At 76.5% G+C, this 15,967-nt stretch carries 19 protein-coding genes; 10 read left to right on the top strand and 9 right to left on the bottom strand.

The window, feature by feature from the left end; genetic code table 11:
* Positions 1-189: 189 nt before the first annotated feature.
* Both ACH5AR_RS16985 and ACH5AR_RS16980 read right to left on the bottom strand, forming a co-directional pair.
* Positions 190-786: a hypothetical protein gene (locus ACH5AR_RS16985; protein WP_396302194.1), complete on the bottom strand. Its 597-nt coding sequence runs from the start codon at positions 784-786 to the stop codon at positions 190-192.
* 50 nt (positions 787-836) lie between these two features.
* Positions 837-1,385 (bottom strand): RBBP9/YdeN family alpha/beta hydrolase, encoded by a 549-nt coding sequence (locus tag ACH5AR_RS16980; protein WP_396302193.1) that lies wholly within the window; start codon positions 1,383-1,385, stop codon positions 837-839.
* 255 nt (positions 1,386-1,640) lie between these two features.
* On the opposite strand from ACH5AR_RS16980, the gene ACH5AR_RS16975 reads away from it, so the two are divergent.
* From ACH5AR_RS16975 to ACH5AR_RS16965, 3 genes are all read left to right on the top strand, one after another.
* Positions 1,641-2,207: a DJ-1/PfpI family protein gene (locus tag ACH5AR_RS16975; RefSeq protein ID WP_396302192.1), complete on the top strand. Its 567-nt coding sequence runs from the start codon at positions 1,641-1,643 to the stop codon at positions 2,205-2,207.
* A gap of 187 nt (positions 2,208-2,394) precedes the next feature.
* A complete protein-coding gene (locus tag ACH5AR_RS16970) occupies positions 2,395-3,807 on the top strand; it encodes a serine hydrolase domain-containing protein (RefSeq protein WP_396302191.1) in 1,413 nt (470 codons plus the stop codon).
* A 57-nt stretch (positions 3,808-3,864) separates the two neighbouring features.
* The gene (locus tag ACH5AR_RS16965; protein ID WP_396302190.1) at positions 3,865-4,392 is read left to right on the top strand and encodes a gamma carbonic anhydrase family protein; all 528 of its coding nucleotides are present in this window, start codon (positions 3,865-3,867) and stop codon (positions 4,390-4,392) included.
* On the opposite strand, the gene ACH5AR_RS16960 is transcribed toward ACH5AR_RS16965, so the two are convergent.
* The gene (locus ACH5AR_RS16960) at positions 4,389-5,594 is read right to left on the bottom strand and encodes an MFS transporter (RefSeq protein ID WP_396302189.1); all 1,206 of its coding nucleotides are present in this window, start codon (positions 5,592-5,594) and stop codon (positions 4,389-4,391) included. The two genes, ACH5AR_RS16965 and ACH5AR_RS16960, sit on opposite strands and share 4 nt — an antisense overlap.
* 187 nt (positions 5,595-5,781) lie before the next feature.
* On the opposite strand from ACH5AR_RS16960, the gene ACH5AR_RS16955 reads away from it, so the two are divergent.
* From ACH5AR_RS16955 to ACH5AR_RS16940, 4 genes are all read left to right on the top strand, one after another.
* A complete protein-coding gene (locus tag ACH5AR_RS16955; RefSeq protein ID WP_396302188.1) occupies positions 5,782-6,027 on the top strand; it encodes a DUF2277 domain-containing protein in 246 nt (81 codons plus the stop codon).
* Positions 6,028-6,042: 15 nt separating this feature from the next.
* Entirely contained in the window at positions 6,043-6,279 is a 237-nt protein-coding gene (locus tag ACH5AR_RS16950; RefSeq protein ID WP_396302187.1) for a DUF6296 family protein, read from the top strand.
* An 81-nt stretch (positions 6,280-6,360) separates the two neighbouring features.
* On the top strand, positions 6,361-6,645 hold the full coding sequence (locus tag ACH5AR_RS16945) for a DUF427 domain-containing protein (RefSeq protein WP_396302186.1): 285 nt from the start codon (positions 6,361-6,363) through the stop codon (positions 6,643-6,645).
* 50 nt (positions 6,646-6,695) lie between these two features.
* The gene (locus ACH5AR_RS16940; RefSeq protein ID WP_396302185.1) at positions 6,696-7,649 is read left to right on the top strand and encodes a hypothetical protein; all 954 of its coding nucleotides are present in this window, start codon (positions 6,696-6,698) and stop codon (positions 7,647-7,649) included.
* A 49-nt stretch (positions 7,650-7,698) separates the two neighbouring features.
* On the opposite strand, the gene ACH5AR_RS16935 is transcribed toward ACH5AR_RS16940, so the two are convergent.
* The 4 genes from ACH5AR_RS16935 to ACH5AR_RS16920 all read right to left on the bottom strand — a co-directional run bounded on the left by ACH5AR_RS16935 (position 7,699) and on the right by ACH5AR_RS16920 (position 10,014).
* Positions 7,699-8,037, bottom strand: coding sequence for a hypothetical protein (locus ACH5AR_RS16935; RefSeq protein WP_396302184.1), 339 nt, complete (start codon positions 8,035-8,037; stop codon positions 7,699-7,701).
* Between the two features lie 105 nt (positions 8,038-8,142).
* Positions 8,143-8,307, bottom strand: coding sequence for a hypothetical protein (locus tag ACH5AR_RS16930; protein ID WP_396302183.1), 165 nt, complete (start codon positions 8,305-8,307; stop codon positions 8,143-8,145).
* 150 nt (positions 8,308-8,457) lie between these two features.
* A complete protein-coding gene (locus ACH5AR_RS16925; protein WP_396302182.1) occupies positions 8,458-9,672 on the bottom strand; it encodes a cytochrome P450 in 1,215 nt (404 codons plus the stop codon).
* A 108-nt stretch (positions 9,673-9,780) separates the two neighbouring features.
* Positions 9,781-10,014, bottom strand: a complete 234-nt coding sequence (locus tag ACH5AR_RS16920; protein ID WP_396302181.1) for a ferredoxin — start codon at positions 10,012-10,014, stop codon at positions 9,781-9,783.
* 345 nt (positions 10,015-10,359) lie between these two features.
* Here ACH5AR_RS16920 and ACH5AR_RS16915 point away from each other — a divergent pair, with 345 nt between their 5' ends.
* From ACH5AR_RS16915 to ACH5AR_RS16905, 3 genes are all read left to right on the top strand, one after another.
* Positions 10,360-10,839 (top strand): GNAT family N-acetyltransferase, encoded by a 480-nt coding sequence (locus ACH5AR_RS16915; protein ID WP_396302180.1) that lies wholly within the window; start codon positions 10,360-10,362, stop codon positions 10,837-10,839.
* A gap of 115 nt (positions 10,840-10,954) precedes the next feature.
* Positions 10,955-11,938, top strand: a complete 984-nt coding sequence (locus ACH5AR_RS16910; protein WP_396302179.1) for a CAP domain-containing protein — start codon at positions 10,955-10,957, stop codon at positions 11,936-11,938.
* 215 nt (positions 11,939-12,153) lie between these two features.
* Positions 12,154-13,734, top strand: a complete 1,581-nt coding sequence (locus tag ACH5AR_RS16905; protein ID WP_396302178.1) for a sigma-70 family RNA polymerase sigma factor — start codon at positions 12,154-12,156, stop codon at positions 13,732-13,734.
* A gap of 23 nt (positions 13,735-13,757) precedes the next feature.
* Here ACH5AR_RS16905 and ACH5AR_RS16900 read toward each other — a convergent pair whose 3' ends face one another.
* Positions 13,758-13,994, bottom strand: a complete 237-nt coding sequence (locus tag ACH5AR_RS16900) for a hypothetical protein (protein WP_396302177.1) — start codon at positions 13,992-13,994, stop codon at positions 13,758-13,760.
* A gap of 262 nt (positions 13,995-14,256) precedes the next feature.
* Positions 14,257-15,777, bottom strand: coding sequence for a M1 family metallopeptidase (locus ACH5AR_RS16895; RefSeq protein WP_396302176.1), 1,521 nt, complete (start codon positions 15,775-15,777; stop codon positions 14,257-14,259).
* Positions 15,778-15,967 lie beyond the last annotated feature (190 nt).

Genomic DNA, 15,967 nt, shown 5'->3' with positions numbered 1-15,967 from the left:
GGGGCCGGGCCGAGCGGCCCCTCCTAGCTAGGGCGTGTCTGACAATTGGCGTCGGACCAGGGCGCGGCGTCGGGGTGCGTGCATCGCAAGGCGGAGGAGGGAGCCACTGCGGAGCATTGGCGACCGACGACAACGCGGCGAGGTGCGTGCCCCGACGCCGCGCACCCGGCGAGAATTGTCAGACACGCCCTAGCGCGCCTCGACCGGCTCGCCGCTGTCCTGGTCGAGGTTGAACACCCGCCGGTAGGAGTCGGTGACGACGGTGATCTGCGTCCGCCCGGTCCAGCTGGCCTCCACCAGGCGGGCGTCGCCCGGGCCCCGGCCGATGTCCGCCAGCGACCAGCGCCGGGCCGACCAGCCCTCGCCGCTCTCCAGCAGCACCTGCCAGTGCTCGTCCGCCTCCGGCCCGGTGGCGTACGAGCGGTGCACCACCACCAGCGCGCCGTCCGCCCCGGCCGGGGCGTCCTCCCGCACCCGGGTCTCGGCGGCCGACACCTTGTGCGCGGCCACCACGCCGAGCAGGAACACCACCCCGGCGGTCACCGTGACGGCCCGGGTGGCCGTGCGCACGGCGGCGCGCAGGTCGCCCAGCCAGGCGGCCGCGATCAGCGCCGCCAGTGCCCCGCCGAGCAGCAGCTCCGGCCGGTTGAGCAGGTCGGCGACGAGCATCCGCCCGCCCGAGCGGCTCTCCCACTGCCCCTCGGTGTACAGCAGGACGGCGGTCAGCCCGGCGCCCGCCAGCAGCCGGACCAGGACGCGCCTGTTCCGGGAGGTCCGTCGGTCCATCGTCCACCGGTCCATCGTTCGCCGGCCCCCGTGTCCCCCCGTGGCCGCGCTCACAGCTCGGCGAGCAGCTTGCGGCCCTCCGGCCAGTCACCCAGCCCCGAGTCGGAGTTGAGGTGCCCGTAGGCACCCGGCTCGACGTAGCGGGCCCCCCAGGCGGCGGCGAAGGCGCGGGCCCGCCCGGCGGAGACCCACGGGTCGTCGGTCGAGGCGACCACGACGGCCGGGAACGGCAGCCGCTCCAGCGCCACCGGGCGGAAGCCGGTCAGCTCCGGCACCTCGGCGGTGTCGACGTCCGCCGGGGCGACCAGCAGTGCGCCCCGCACGGCGGCGGTCCGCCCGGCGGGGGCGGTGGCCGCCCAGTGGGCGGCCGTGACGCAGCCCAGGCTGTGGGCGACCAGCACCACCGGCCCGGTGGCGGCGGCCGCGGCCACCGCCGCGTCGACCCGGGCCACCCAGTCCGCCCGCTCCGGGTGGTCCCAGTCCGCCTGCTCGACCCGGCGGAAGGCCTCCGGCTCGGCCGCCTCCCAGCGGGTCTGCCAGTGCGCGGGACCGGAATTCTGGTAGCCGGGGAGGATGAGGTAGGTGGTGCGGTCGGGCATGGGCTCCTCCGGGAGAGGCACGGGCGCGGGCAGCAGGAGTCTAGGACGCCTCCGGACGGCTCCCGCAGCCGGGCGGCCGACCGGCGCGCACTTCTTGCAACCGGCGCGCGCACCTCCGTATGCGCCGTCGTACGCCCGGTGCGCCCCGTTGCCAAGCGTGTCGCCGGTACGGGAGGTTGGACCGGGCCCGGGCCGGCCGCCACCGCCCGGCGCCCCTCCCGTTCCGAGGCCCGACCAACTGGAGGGATGTCGGCGATGACATCGAAGATCCTGCTCGTCACCGGGGACGCCGCCGAGTCGCTGGAGGTCTTCTACCCGTACCAGCGGCTGCGCGAGGAGGGCTACCAGGTCGACATCGCCGCCCCGGCCAGGAAGCGCCTCCAGTTCGTGGTGCACGACTTCGTCGAGGGCTTCGACACCTACACCGAGAAGCCCGGCTACACCTGGCCCGCCGACCTGGCCTTCGCCGACGTGGAGCCGGCCGACTACGTGGCCCTGGTCGTCCCCGGCGGGCGCGCCCCCGAGTACCTGCGCAACGACCCGGACGTGCAGCGGATCGTCCGGCACTTCTTCGCCGAGGACAAGCCCGTCGCCCAGATCTGCCACGGCCCGCTGATCACCGCCGCCGCCGGGCTGCTGGGCGGCCGCCGCAGCTCCGCCTACCCGGCACTCGCCCCGGACGTCACGGCGGCCGGCGCCGAGTTCGTGGACGGCGAGGCGGTGGTGGACGGCGTGGTCGTCTCGGCCCGCGCCTGGCCCGACCACCCGGCCTGGCTGCGGGCCTTCCTGGAGGTGCTGCGCACCAAGGCGCCGCTCGCCTGACGCCCGCCCGCCGGCCTCCCCGGGGGGCCGGACCCCGACACCTCTCGGGGTCCGGCTCCGGGGACTCTCGGGGTCGGCGCCCCTTCCCGAGGCGGACGATCCGCCCCCGCTCGCCTGACACCATGTCAACGGAGTGAGAACCGGACGGAGCCGACCGCTCCGCCGGTCCCGGACCAGGGAGGACGGCATGACCGCCGACCCGATCGCCCCCGCCCGCCGCCGCCCGGTGCTGCGGGCCGCCGTGGCCGCCGCCGTGGGCGTCGGCCTGCTCACCGCCCTCGCCCCGGCGGCCGTCGCCGGCCCGGCCGCCGGGCCGCCGGGGCCCGGCTGCGACGGCGCCGTGCACCTGGCCGTCGCCGACGGCACCGCCTGGGGCGCGAGCGTCGCGGGCCCGGCGGCCGACGCCCCGGCCGCCGCCGACGACCCGGTCACCGCCGACGGGCCCGCTGCCGGACGCCGGGACGAGTGGACGGCCGCCGACGCCGCCCTCGCCGGGATGACCGGCCCCGGCTACTCGACCTCCGCCCTCGCCGCCGTCCGCACGGACGGCCGACTGGTCTGGCGCAACGCCACCGGCGTCGCCGACCTCGCGAGCGGCGCGCCCGCCGACCCCCGCGGCGCCTTCCGGATCGGCAGCGCCACCAAGACCTTCGTCGCCACCACGCTGCTCCAGCTCGTCGGCGAGCGCCGGCTGGACCTCGACGACCGGCTGGAGTGCCTGCTGCCGGGCATCGTCCCGCACAGCGGCGAGATCACCGTCCGGCAGCTGCTCGACCACACCAGCGGCGTCGCCGACTACACCCAGGACCCGGCCTTCGACTACCGCCGGCCGCAGTGGCTCGACGGCGGCCGCTTCCGGCACTACGCCCTGCGGGACCTGGTCGACATCTCCCGCCGCTACCCGCCCGCCTTCCGGCCCGGTGAGGACTGGCAGTACTCCAACACCAACTACGTGCTGGTCGGCATGGTCATCGAGAAGCTCACCGGCCGCAGCTGGGGCGAGGAGGTGACCCGCAGGATCATCCGCCCGCTCGGCCTCCGCGACACCCGGATGCCCGAGGACTCGCCCGTCATCCCCGGCCCGCACGCCCACGGCTACTACAGGTCGGACACCGGCCCGGTCGACGTCACCCTGCTCAACCCGTCGATGGCAGGCTCCTCCGGCGCCGGGACGTCCACCGCCGCCGACCTGACCGCCTTCCTCAGGGCCCTGCTCGGCGGCCGCCTGCTGCGCCCGGCCGAACTCGCCGCCATGCAGCAGACCACCGCCCACGGCGAGGGCCGGACGTACGGCCTCGGCCTGCAACGGATGGACACCCCCTGCGGGTCCTTCTGGGGCCACGGCGGGGGCTTCCCCAGCTACGTCACGACGATGCTCGGCTCGGCGGACGGCAAGCGCCAGTTCGCGGCGAGCGCCACCGTCTACGACACCTCGGACCAGACCGCCGTCAACGCCGCCTGGCAGCGGGTGGCCACCACCGCCCTGTGCGGCCCCCAGCCCGCGACGGCCCCGGCGTCCGCCCCGGCGTCCGTCTCCGCGTCCGCCCCGGCCCCCGCCCCCGGAGCCGCCGAACCGGACCTCGGCCGCAGGACGCCGTGACCGACCCCCTACGCTGACCGGCGACCCAACGGCCGACCGTCACCAGGAGGACGAGACATGGCAGAGCCGCTGATCGCCGCAGTCGGGGGCCGGGTGCCCGCCGTCGACCCGGGCGCCTTCGTGGCGCCGAACGCCGTCGTGGTCGGGGACGTGACCGTCGCCGCCGGCGCCAGCGTCTGGTACGGCGCGGTGCTGCGCGGCGACGCCGAGTCGATCAGCGTCGGCGCGGGCAGCAACATCCAGGACAACTGCACCCTGCACGCCGACCCCGGCTTCCCGCTGGTGCTCGGCGAGCGGATCTCGGTCGGCCACAACGCCGTGCTGCACGGCTGCACGGTCGAGGACGACGTCCTGGTGGGCATGAACGCCACCGTGCTCAACGGCGCCCGGATCGGCACCGGCTCGCTGGTCGCGGCCGGCGCGGTGGTGCCGCAGGGAGCGGTCGTCCCGCCCGGCTCGCTGGTCGCCGGCGTCCCGGCCAAGGTCCGCCGCGAGCTGACGGCGGACGAGAGGGCCGGCATCACGGCCAACGGCACCGGCTACCAGCTGCTCGCCGAGGCCCACCGGGAGGTCCGGGAAGGCTAGGACACGCCCTGGACCACGGCCGTCGGGGCCGCCGCCGGCTCCGTCGCCACGGGCGCCGGCCGGCGGCGGTCGACCGCCCAGGCGAGCACCGCGACCACCGCCCCCGCGGCGGCCAGGCCCGCGCCGACCAGCGTCGGCGAGGTCCAGCCCAGCCCGGCGGCCAGCGCCAGCCCGCCGAAGTACGCGCCCTGGGCGTTGGCCAGGTTGAAGGCGCCCTGGACGGTCGCGGAGGCCAGGGTCGGCGCGCTGCGCGCCTTCTGGAGCACCAGGGTCTGCACGGCCGGCACGATCGCGAAGCCGAACAGCCCGATCAGCACCACCGTGACGGCCGCCGACCAGCGGGCGTGCGCCGTCACCGCGAACAGCGCCAGGGTGGCCGAGAGCAGCACGAAGGCGGCGCAGACGGTGGGGCGCAGCGCCCGGTCGGCGGCGAACCCGCCCAGCACGTTGCCGATCGTCATGCCGACCCCGAACAGCGCCAGCACCAGCGTCACCGAGCCGGTGGCGTACCCGGAGACCTCGGTGAGCAGCGGTGCGATGTAGCTGTAGCAGGCGAAGAACCCGCCGCAGCCGAAGACGACGGTGGCCAGCGCCAGCCAGAGCTGCCCGCTGCGGAAGGCCCGCAGCTCGTGCCGGAGCCCGGCCTGGCCGGAGGAGGGGAGCGCGGGCACCAGCCGGGCGATCGCCGCCGTCCCGGCGGCCGCGATCAGGACGACCACCAGCATGGTCGCCCGCCAGCCCAGGTGCTGGCCGAGCAGGGTCGCGGCCGGGACGCCGACGATGTTGGCGACGGTCAGCCCGGAGAACATCACCGCCACCGCCCGGGCCCGCCGGTCCGGGGCGACCAGCTCGGCCGCCGCCACCGCGCCGGCCCCGAAGAAGGCGCCGTGCGGCAGCCCGGTGACCAGCCGCGCGGCGGCCAGCGTCCAGAAGTCCGGCGCCACCGCGCACAGCAGGTTGCCGGTGGCGAACAGTCCGGCCAGCGCCACCAGCACCGCCTTGCGCGGCCGCCCGGCGGCCAGCGCGGTCAGCAGCGGCGCGCCGACCACCACCCCGAGCGCGTACGCGGAGATCAGCCAGCCCGCCTGCGGGATGGAGACGTGGAGACTGTCGGCGACCTGGGGGAGGAGGCCCATGGCGGCGAATTCGGTGGTTCCGATGGCGAACGCGGTGACGGCCAGCGCGAGCAGCGCGAGGGGCAAGGGGGTGACTCCGGGGTGATGCCGACGGCCCGGGGAAGCGCGCGGCGGGACGGGGGCGGCGTAGCGCCGGGGGGAGCGGGGAGGAATTCGTTCGTCGGGCATCCTAATCGGCCCGGATGTCGGCGCCGTGTGGTGCGTGTGACGAGAGGAAGTCGCCGATGCGGCTCCCGCGCGCGAGACTGGGAGCATGTGCCGCAACATCAAGACGCTGCGACCCCCCGTCACGCCGGACGCCGACGAGGGGGACTTCCACGCCGCGGCGCTCCAGTACGTCCGCAAGGTGTCCGGGTTCCGCGCCCCCGCGGCGCACAACAGGGAGGCCTTCGAGCGGGCCGTGGAGGCGGTCGCGGAGGCCACCGCCCGGCTGCTCGCCGAACTGGAGGTCCGCGGCTCCCAGGCCCGGGCCGCCGTGCCGGCCGAGGCCGCGGGGTAGACGGGAGTGGCTGCCATGGACCGCGTCGAGCGCTACGCCCTCACCTTCCCCGGGGCCCCGGGCACCCAGGCCCCCCAGGACGTGGTGGTGGTCACCCGGACCGAGGCGACGGGCCCCGGCGGGCACCCGGTCTACGAGGACGAGAGCGGCATCGTCCGCGCCGAGATCAGCGGGGCGGGCGAGGTCCGGATGCTCGCCAGCGGCGGCCACCAGAGCCCGCACGTGCCCGTGCACGCCCAGCCGATGCCCTGACGGCCCGCCGCCGGCGCCGGGCCGCGGCACGCGTGCCCGGTTCCCCCGGCGCGCCGGCCCGCCGTCGGGCACAATCGGCTCATGACCACAGCGAGTTGGCAGGGCGTCGTCATCGCCGAGAGCGACGACACCGTCGTCGTCGAGGGCAACCACTACTTCCCGGTCGAGGCGGTGCGCGCGGAGTACCTGCGCCCCTCGGAGACCACCACGGTCTGCGGCTGGAAGGGCACCGCCGGCTACTACACCCTGGAGGTGGACGGGCGGACCAACCCGGACGCCGCCTGGTACTACGCGGACCCGAAGCCCGAGGCCGAGCAGGTGCGCGGCCGGGTGGCGTTCTGGCGCGGGGTAGTGGTCGACGGGTAGCCGGCGCCCGCCCCCGGGTGTCGTCCTCGCGAAAGGGGTACCCGATTCCCATGGCACTCTTCCGCAGGCCGGGCCGCTCCCGGCCGCTCCCCGGGCCGGATCGCACCGGCCCCGACCCGACCGGCCCGGCCCGTTCCACGCCGGATCCTCCCGCACCCGACCCCGCGGCACCCGAGCCCTCCGGGGCCGGCCCCGCCGCGCCCGAGCTCGCCGACCGGCTCGCCGAACTGGTCGAGGCCTCCGAGCGCCCCGCCGGCCAGGGCCCGGTCGCCGAGTACGCGGCCAGGCAGCGCGGTCGCGGCAGGGCCGTGGTGACGCACACCGCCCGGCTGCTCGGCCACGGCGGCCGGGCCGTCGCCCGGGGTGCGGCCAAGGGCGCCGCGTACGGCGGCCGGGCGATGACCGACCAGCTGGTGCGGACCGCGCCGCGGATCCCGGTGCGCGACCTCGCCACCCTGCGGGCCCAGCACCCGGAGGCGGCCTTCCCGGAGCAGCTGGCCGACGTGCTGGTCACCGGGGCCGTCCGGGCCTCCGGCGCGCTCGGCGCGGGCGTCGGCGCGGCGGCGATGATGCCGGTGCCTCCCGCGATGCCGGTGGAGATCGCGGCCGAGACGCTCGCGGTGGCGGCCGTGGAGATCAAGCTGATCGCCGAGCTGCACGAGGTCTACGGCATCCCGGCGCGGGGCAGCGCCACCCAGCGGGCCGGCGCCTACCTGGGCGCCTGGGCCAACCGCCGCGGCGTCGACGCGAGCCTGCTGGTGCGGCCGGCCGGCTTCGCCGCGCTGGCGATCGGCTCCGAGGTGCGCCAGCAGGTCCGCCGCCGGCTGACCCGCAGCACGCTGCGCCACCTGCCCGCGTTGACACCGCTGCTGGTCGGCGCCGGCATCGGCGCCACCATGAACCGCCGCGACGCCCGCCGGCTGGCCGACGAGGTGCGGGAGGACCTGCGCGCGCGGCGCCCGGCGGACGGCGCCTACTGGGACGCGGCCGCACCGGGCCGCTGACGGCGCACCGTGGGCCCGGGAGCGGTCCCGGGCCCACGGTCGCGACATCCTAGGGCGCCGGCGGGGCCGGGGCACCCGCGCCCCGGCCGGCCTTGACGCCGTTCACCATCGCCTGGTGGATCGCCCGGGCGGTGGTCTCGTCGGGCGCCGCCACCGGGCTGCCGGCGACGGTGTACCAGTCCAGCGCGCCGGTGTACTGGACGGTCAGCCGCGCCTCGCCGTCCACCCAGGTGGTGTGCACGGTGAGGTCGCCGGAGATCGGGCCGACCTCCGCGGTGGTCACCCCGCCGGGGCCGCTGATGATCGACTGGGTGGTCCAGGTCGCCCACGACGTGCGCGGGTCCGCGGGCGGCCGGGCCTGGCGGTCGCCTCGGTCGTGTTCGGTCATGCGCCTATCCTCCCCCGCTGGTGCCCCGCCGCCGGAGCGGCGGTACCTGCGCGGTCGCGGCGACCGCCCGGTCCCACCGGGCGGTCGAGTCGGTACGGCGGACGGTCAGCCGGGCTGTCCTGGCTCGTCCAGCATGCGGTCCCCCTCCGCCCGGGAGGTGTCCTGCGCGTGCAGGTTCTGCATCGAGGGGATGCCCTCCTCGGGGTCAGCGGCGCGGACGTCCTCCTGCTCCTCGCTGCTCACCGTGGACCGTTGGCTCATGTCGGTCATCGCGGGCTCCGTCTCCTCGGCCGGCGCCGGCGCGCCCCTGTCGTGGGCGCGCCGGGACCAGCGGTGTCACTTCGCCCCTCCAGCCTGCCTCGGCCCCGGCGCGAGGGCCAGCCGGGTGCCCGGATCGCACCCGTCGGCCACGACCGGCGCTCACCAGGTGACGGGCAGTGACCGCATGCCGTAGATGAAGGAGTCGGTGCGGAACGCCAGCTCCTCGCGCGGGACGGCCAGCCGCAGTCCGGGCAGCCGACGGAACAGCGTGGCCAGCGCGATCTGGAGCTCGGCGCGGGCCAGCGGCTGGCCGAGGCACTGGTGCACGCCGAAGCCGAAGGCCAGGTGCCGCCGGGCGTCCCGGTCCACGTCCAGCTCGTCGGGCGGCAGCAGCCCGGGGCCGCCGAACAGCTCCTCGTCCCGGTTCGCGGTGGAGAGCATCGCGATCACGCCCTCCCCGGCCCGGACGGTCACGCCGCCGAGCTCCACGTCCTCCAGCGCCACCCGGGCCACGCCGGTGTGCACGATGGTGAGGTAGCGCAGCAGCTCCTCCACCGCGCCGGGCAGCGCGGCCGGGTCGGCCAGCCTGGCGACCTGCTCCGGCCGGTCCACCAGCAGGGCGGTGGAGAGCGAGATCATGTTCGCGGTCGTCTCGTGCCCGGCGATCAGCAGCAGGAAGCCGGTCCCGGCGACGTCGCGCGGGGTGAGGTCGTCCCGGGCGGCGAGCCGGCTGAGGATGTCGTCCTGCGGCTGCGCCCGCTTGCGGGCGGTCAGCTCCTCCAGGTACGCCAGCATCTCGTCCCGGGCCGCGAGGCGCTGCTCGTTCGTGCTGGTGCTGGTGAGCAGCGTCCGGCTGATCGACTGGAAGAACTCGTGGTCCTCGTACGGGACGCCGAGCATCAGGCAGATCACCAGCGAGGGGACGGGCAGCGCGAAGTCGGCGACCAGGTCGGCCTCGGTGCGGCCCTCGGTCATCGCGTCCAGCGCCTCGTCCACGATCCGCTGGATGTCCGGGCGCATCGCCTGCACCCGCTTGACCAGGAAGTCCCCGGTGACCATGCGGCGCAACCGGGCGTGCTCGGGGTCGTCGCGGTTCAGGAAGCTCGGGTTGTCGGTGAGCTGCTCCCGGTCCCCGGCGACCAGCAGCGGGAAGGTCGGGTGGCGCAGGTCCGCGCTGAACCGGCGGTCGGAGAGGATGGCGCGGACCTCGGCGTAGCCGGTGGCCAGCCAGCAGGACTCCCCGCCGGGCAGCTTGCCGCGGGTCAGGCTCGCGGTGGCGGCGGCCTCGGTGTAGGCGGGCGGCGGGCCGAACGGGCAGCCGGCCGAGTGCGGGGCCGGCAGCGGGGTGGCGGGGGCGGTGGGCGTGGTCGTCAAGGCGGGGTCTCCTTGCGTCGCGATGGTTCTCCGGTGGGGGTGTGGTGGTCGAACATCCGTCGGGGGTGCTCTCGGCCGGGGCGGTCGGCAGTCAGGCCGTCGGCCGGGTCAGCCGTCGGACCGGTCGGCCGCGGCCTCGGCGGGCTCCTCCTCGACCACGGTGATGGCGCCGCCCGGGCAGAGCTGGGCGGCCAGTCTGAGATCGTCGAACTGGTCGGGCCGGAAAACGGTCTGACGCAGCCTCACCAGGCTGTCGTCGTCGTCCTGGTCGAAGACCTCGGGGACGTTCGTGACGCACATCCCGGAGCTGCAGCAGCGGTCCCGGTCGACACTCACCCGCATGGTCGGGCCCCTCTCGCCAGTGCGCCGCCGGCTGCCCGGCGGCCGCCTCCCGTTGTCATCGCCAACCTAACCGCCGCTGTTCCGTCCACGGAGGGTGCGGCGGCGGGATCTCCGAGAATGGCCGATTCGCCTCCTGTCCGGGCGGCCCGGCGGGGCCGGAGGTTTGAACCGGTGCCACCCCCGGCGCCACACCGGCGACGCCCGGCCCCGCCGGGCCGCCCGCGCGGTGCCGCAAGGAGCCGGAGCGGCGCAGTGGGCGGACGCTCCTGGCCGAGGTGGTGATCGGCGGCGGGAGGGCGGTCCGCCATGCTGGGGCCACACCGAACCTCGCGACAGGAGACCGAGATGAGCGACACCCCCGCGACCCACTGGAGCGTCGGCGCGCCCGAGGCCGGCGACTACCCGGCCTGGCGCGAACTCTTCCGCGGGTACTGCGAGTTCTACCGGGTGCCGGTTCCGGAGGAGAAGGCCGCGCTGGTGTGGTCCTGGCTGACGGACCCGGAGCACGAGGTGGCGGGGCTGCTGGTGCGGGACGGGGAGGGCCGGCCGGTCGGCCTCGCGCACTACCGGCCGTTCTCGCGTCCGCTGCACGGGGCCGTCGGGTGCTTCCTGGACGACCTGTTCGTGGCGCCGGAGGCCCGTGGCGGCGGCGCGGTGGACGCGCTGTTGGGCCGGCTGCGGGAAATCGCGGCGGAACGCGGGTGGAACACCGTCCGCTGGATCACCGCCGAGGACAATTACCGGGCCCGCGGCAAGTACGACCAGGTCGCCAACCGGACCGCTTTCCTCACCTACGACATGGCCCCGGAAGCGCCGGTCGGCTGAGCCCGGGGCCGGACCGCCGGACGTCCGTTCGGAATTTCTGTTATCGGCGCCCCGCCGGGAGGTCTCCCCAGTGTCGACACCCGACCAGTCGACCCGGAACAGAAAGCGTGGCCACGTGAACAGCGACGACAGGACGACCATCCTCCCGGCGAGCGGAGGCGGTGACAGCGGGCGTACGGCCGGTGGCCGCTCCGGCGGCCGGGCGGCGCGGCGGGCTGCCGAGCGGCACGGCGGGCGGGGCCGGCGGGCGCGGCGGCGCGGCGTGGTCGTGCCGGTGACGGCCGTCGTCGCCGTGGCCGGCACCGGGCTGTTCGCCGCGCTGGCCGGCGCGGGCTACGCGGCGTACGGCGGCAAGCAGACCGACCGGGACATCGCGGGCCAGGCGCTGGCCGCCGACACACTGATCTCCGCGGAGCTGGGCACCCGTGAGGGCATCCAGGTGCCCGGCGCCGGGGGCACGAACCCGGACGTCCCCCCGGCGGCGGCCCCCGCCACCGCCGACCCGACGGCCGCCCCGAGCGCCCCGGCCGCGCCGAGCGCGAGCCCGACCGCCGCCGCCTCCCCGACGGCCGCGGCCGCCGCCACCCCGACCGCCGCATCCGCGCCCACCGCCACCGCGGCCAAGGCGGCGCCGAGCGCGACGGGCACCGCCACCCCCGTCCGGACCGCTGCCAAGCGGGCCGCCGCAGGGCCGCCGGCCGGCGGCGGCGCGTCCCCGTCGTACGCCCAGCAGGTCGTCGACCTGGTCAACGTCGAGCGCTCCAAGGCCGGCTGCGGGCCGGTCAGCGCCGAGCCCCGGCTGGCGAGCGCGGCCCAGTCGCACAGCGACGACATGGCGAACCGCAACTACTTCGACCACGCCAGCCCCGAGGGCGAGCACGCCGACCACCGGATCGAGGCGGCCGGCTACAGCTGGAGCACCTGGGGCGAGAACATCGCCCGCGGCCAGAAGGACCCGGCCGCCGTGATGGAGTCCTGGATGAACAGCCCCGGGCACCGGGCCAACATCCTGAACTGCTCGTTCAAGCAGCTCGGCGTGGGTGTGCGGACGGGTGCCAACGGCCCGTGGTGGACCCAGGTGTTCGCCGCCCCGGCGTGAACCGGCGCGAGCGCGCCCCCCATCCGGCCACCCGCCCCGACCCGGCTCCGGCCTTCGACCCCGACACCCGTCCCGGCCCGGTCTGACGTCCAGACCGGGCCCCTCGGCGCGGGCCGATTTTCCGATTCCATGCACATTGTTGTTATCTGATCACTTCCCACGGGTCTCCGAGGAGGCAGCGGCGGACGGAAACACGGCAAGACGGAGTGCGGACCATGAACGCTGAGGTGCAGAACGGGACCGGGACCACCCTGGTGCTCGCGGCGCAGGCAGGTGACCGGCAGGCCCGGGAGGCGCTGGTCGCCGCCTGGCTGCCGCTCGTCTACAACGTGGCCGGCCGCGCCCTCGGCGGCCACGCCGACGTGGACGACGTCGCCCAGGAGACCATGATCCGGGCCCTGGACGGCCTGGACGGGCTCCGCGACCCGGGGTCCTTCCGGTCCTGGCTGGTCGCCATCACCATGAACCAGGTGCGCCGACGGCACGCCGCCGGCCGGCAGCAGCCCACCGTCGGCGGCCTGGACGAGGCCTGGGAGGTCGCCGACCCGCGGGCCGACTTCACCGACCTCACCATCCTGCGCCTCGGCCTGTCCGGCCAGCGCCGCGAGGTGGCCGAGGCCACCCGCTGGCTGGACCCGGACGACCGCGAGCTGCTCGCCCTCTGGTGGCTGGAGGCCGCCGGTGAGCTCACCCGGGCCGAGCTCGCCGAGGCCCTCGACCTGAGCCCGCAGCACACCGCCGTACGGGTGCAGCGGATGAAGAAGCAGCTCGAAGCGGGCCGCGTCGTGGTCCGTGCGCTCGGCGCCTACCCGCGCTGCCCCGGCCTGACCGAGCTGACCGCCGCCTTCGACGGCACCCCGAACTCGGTCTGGCGCAAGCGCATCGCCCGTCACATCCGCGACTGCGCCGGCTGCGGCGGGCTCGGCCGGGACCTGTTCCCCGCCGAGGGGCTGCTGGCCGGCCTCGCGCTGGTGCCGGTCCCGCTCGACGCACCCGTGCTGCTGCACTTCCAGCACACCGCCGCCACCGTCGCCGCCGCCCCGGCGGCCGCCACCGGAGCCGGCTCCGGGACGGGCGCAGGAGCGGGTACCGGCGGCGGTGTCCACGCCGGTGCGGGCGGGCACGGGGGCTGGGCCGGCGCCGCGGCCCGCAAGGCCGTCCTGGTGAGCGGCGCGGCCGCGGCCGTCGCCGTGACCACCCTCGCCCTGGTCTGGCCGCATGCCGAGGAGCCCGCGCGGACGACGCCGGAGCCCACCACCCCGGCCGCCGCCCAGGACACCCCGACGGCCGCCGCCGCACCGGTCGCCGTCCCGACGCCGGTGCCGACCACCCCGGCCGCGCAGACCCCGACGCCGCCCCCCGCACCCACCGCGACCGCCACCCGCACGGCCACCGCGACGCCCCAGCCCAACCCGGAGCGCCAGCTGGTGGACCTGGTCAACGCCGAACGGGCGAGGGCCGGTTGCGCCCCGCTGCGGATCGACCCCCGGCTGCACGGCTCGGCCCAGAAGCACGCGGAGTCGATGGCCGCCCGCGGCTTCTTCGACCACGTCAACCCGGAGGGCGTCCGCGCCGAGGACCGGATCACCGCCGCCGGCTACCGCTGGTCCCAGTGGGGCGAGAACCTCGACCGGGGCCCGACCACCCCGGCCGCCGTCCTCGCCCGCTGGATGGACGGCGGGATCCACCAGTCCAACCTGCTCGACTGCGGCTTCAAGGACGTCGGCGTCGGCTTCGCCACCGGCCCCGCCGGCGCCCCCTACTGGACCCAGGACCTCGGAGCCCCGCTGCCCTGAGCCGGCCCGCCGGCCCGCCGGGGCTACGCGGACGGGTGCGCGACCAGGCCGGCCGCGGGGCCGGTCACATGGCCCGTGGCGTCCCCGAGGACGCCGCCCGCGTCCCCGACCTGCCCGGGCAGCGCGGCCTGGGCACCGGCCAGCGGTGCGGGCAGGCCCTCCTGCCCTCCCACGGCACTGGCGTGGGCGCTCGGCGCGGTGAGGGAGGCCACGACCCCGACGGCGAGCGAGGCAACGGCGAGCATGCTGCGCTTCTTCATGGCCGGTCCAACGACGCTGCGCCGGAAGGGTCACGGGCCGCCGCGTGCTGCCACCGAGCACCGGGCGCGCGCCGGGACCCGCGCGCCGGTGGCGGTGCGCGGACGTTGGACGGCCCGCGAACCGACCGGGACTCTGCCGGGCGGCGGGCGGGCCGTGGGAACCACCATGGCCCCACCCGCCCCTGCCGGTCAGGGGCGTACGTGGCGCGACCGGACGCACGGCGGCGCGCCGGGCGTGCACCCGCCGTCCCCGGCCGCGCCGTCAGAGCGTTCCGGACCCCCGCGCCACCGTCGGCCCGCCCGCCCCGGCGGCCCCGCCGCCCGGCGCCCCTGCCTGGCCCACCGGGCCCACCACCCAGTCCGGGTGCCCCGGCATCGGCGGCGTCCGGGTGCCGTACAGCCAGTCGTGCAGGAAGCCCCGCAGGTCCTGCCCGGAGACGGCCGAGGCCGTCCGCACGTAGTCCTCGGTGCTCGCGCTCCCGCCCCGGTGGGTGTCCAGGAAGACGCGCTCGATCCGGTCGAAGACCGCCGTCCCGACCTTCTCCCGGAGCGCGAACAGCACCAGGGCGCCGCCGGTGTACCGCTGGCTGTCGAAGAGGTCGGCGGCGTTCGGGGAGGCGACCGGCCCGGAGTCGTGCCGCCACTGGTCGCCCAGCCCGTAGAGCAGGCGCATCCGGTCGGTCAGCGTGGTGTACCCCCAGGCGTCCGGCCAGCCGCGCTCGTAGCGGTACGTGAGCCCGTAGAAGTCGGCGTGGCCCTCGTTGAGCCAGAGGTCGGACCACCGGGCGGGGGAGACGCTGTCGCCGAACCAGGAGTGGACCAGCTCGTGCATCATGTGCGAGCCGATCGCCGGCTCGGCCTGGCGCAGGAAGTTCGGCTTGTAGAGGGTGAGCGTCTGGGTCTCCAGGCCGGTGAAGGCGAACGCGGCCGGATCGTCCGTGTCGGCCGGCAGGATCCCGTACGTCTCGAACGGGAAGGGCCCCAGGCGCGCCTCGGCCCAGGCGAGTTGGCCCGGGGTGAGGGCGAGTGCGGGCTCCAGCTCGGCGGCGCGCGCCCTGGGCACGACGTCGCGCAGCGGCAGGCCGTGCGGGCCGGTGCGCTCGCGCACGGTGTAGTCGCCGACCGAGACCTGCACCAGCTCGGTGGCCATCGGCTCGCGGGACACGTACCGGCGGGTGGTACGGCCGTCGGCGTGCCGCTCGGTGGCCGTCAACTCCCCGCTGGCGACGCCGAGGAGGGCGTCCGGGGCCGTCACCGCGATGGTGAACCGGGCCTTGTCGCCCGGGTGGTCGTTGCACGGGAAGACGGTGTGCGCGCTGTTCGGCTGCCCGGCCACCGCGAAGCCGTCCCGGGTGGGCACCCAGCCGGTGTGCGGCAGCCGGGCCCGCGGGTCGGCGCCGTACTCGACCGCCACCCGGGTGACGGCGCCGGGGCGGAGCGGCCGGTCCGGAGTGACCGTCAGCTTCTCGTCGTGGCCGGCGAAACCCGCCGGCCGCCCGTCGACCCGGACGGCGCGCACGTCCAGCCCGAGTGCGTCCAGCTCCAGCCGGGCCAGCGTGCGGTCGGGCCGGACGGTCACCACGGCGGTGCCGTCCACCGTCCCGGCCCCGGCCCGGTAGTCGAAGGCCAGGTCGTACGCGAGCGCCTGGTACCCGGTGTTGCCGAGCGAGGGGAAGACCGGGTCGCCCAGCCCGTCGGCGGCCGCGGCCGGCGGCGCGCTCGCGGACAGCAGCACCGCGCTGAGCGCGAGCGGCAGGAGGGGACCGGTTCGGGGCCTGGGCAAGGGTGATCACCGCACTTCCACGAGTGGGCGGGGGCGCCTGGCCACGGATGCTAGTCGACTGCCCGGGCGGAAGGGCGGGATCCGGCGACACAGCGTGGTCCCCCGGACGGCTCACGGTGATGGCGGCGCCCGCGGGCACGGTCTAACGTCGGGAGTGCTTCGTCCCCTGACGGACGAGCCACGGCCGTCG

Source organism: Kitasatospora sp. NPDC018619, assembly GCF_044391605.1.
GTDB lineage: Bacteria > Actinomycetota > Actinomycetes > Streptomycetales > Streptomycetaceae > Kitasatospora.
The sequence above is the reverse complement of the archived record's forward strand: the minus strand, read 5'-3'. Positions and strand labels throughout refer to the sequence as shown.

Excerpts from the sequence above, each read along its gene's own strand:
- ACH5AR_RS16900 (WP_396302177.1), bottom strand. The coding sequence starts at position 13,994 with ATGAAGAAGCGCAGCATGCTCGCCGTTGCCTCGCTCGCCGTCGGGGTC.
- ACH5AR_RS16935 (WP_396302184.1), bottom strand. The coding sequence starts at position 8,037 with ATGACCGAACACGACCGAGGCGACCGCCAGGCCCGGCCGCCCGCGGAC.
- ACH5AR_RS16940 (WP_396302185.1), top strand. The coding sequence starts at position 6,696 with ATGGCACTCTTCCGCAGGCCGGGCCGCTCCCGGCCGCTCCCCGGGCCG.
- ACH5AR_RS16955 (WP_396302188.1), top strand. The coding sequence starts at position 5,782 with ATGTGCCGCAACATCAAGACGCTGCGACCCCCCGTCACGCCGGACGCC.
- ACH5AR_RS16970 (WP_396302191.1), top strand. The coding sequence starts at position 2,395 with ATGACCGCCGACCCGATCGCCCCCGCCCGCCGCCGCCCGGTGCTGCGG.
- ACH5AR_RS16915 (WP_396302180.1), top strand. The coding sequence starts at position 10,360 with ATGAGCGACACCCCCGCGACCCACTGGAGCGTCGGCGCGCCCGAGGCC.
- ACH5AR_RS16985 (WP_396302194.1), bottom strand. The coding sequence starts at position 786 with ATGGACCGACGGACCTCCCGGAACAGGCGCGTCCTGGTCCGGCTGCTG.
- ACH5AR_RS16980 (WP_396302193.1), bottom strand. The coding sequence starts at position 1,385 with ATGCCCGACCGCACCACCTACCTCATCCTCCCCGGCTACCAGAATTCC.
- ACH5AR_RS16920 (WP_396302181.1), bottom strand. The coding sequence starts at position 10,014 with ATGCGGGTGAGTGTCGACCGGGACCGCTGCTGCAGCTCCGGGATGTGC.
- ACH5AR_RS16950 (WP_396302187.1), top strand. The coding sequence starts at position 6,043 with ATGGACCGCGTCGAGCGCTACGCCCTCACCTTCCCCGGGGCCCCGGGC.
- ACH5AR_RS16905 (WP_396302178.1), top strand. The coding sequence starts at position 12,154 with ATGAACGCTGAGGTGCAGAACGGGACCGGGACCACCCTGGTGCTCGCG.
- ACH5AR_RS16945 (WP_396302186.1), top strand. The coding sequence starts at position 6,361 with ATGACCACAGCGAGTTGGCAGGGCGTCGTCATCGCCGAGAGCGACGAC.
- ACH5AR_RS16975 (WP_396302192.1), top strand. The coding sequence starts at position 1,641 with ATGACATCGAAGATCCTGCTCGTCACCGGGGACGCCGCCGAGTCGCTG.
- ACH5AR_RS16965 (WP_396302190.1), top strand. The coding sequence starts at position 3,865 with ATGGCAGAGCCGCTGATCGCCGCAGTCGGGGGCCGGGTGCCCGCCGTC.
- ACH5AR_RS16930 (WP_396302183.1), bottom strand. The coding sequence starts at position 8,307 with ATGACCGACATGAGCCAACGGTCCACGGTGAGCAGCGAGGAGCAGGAG.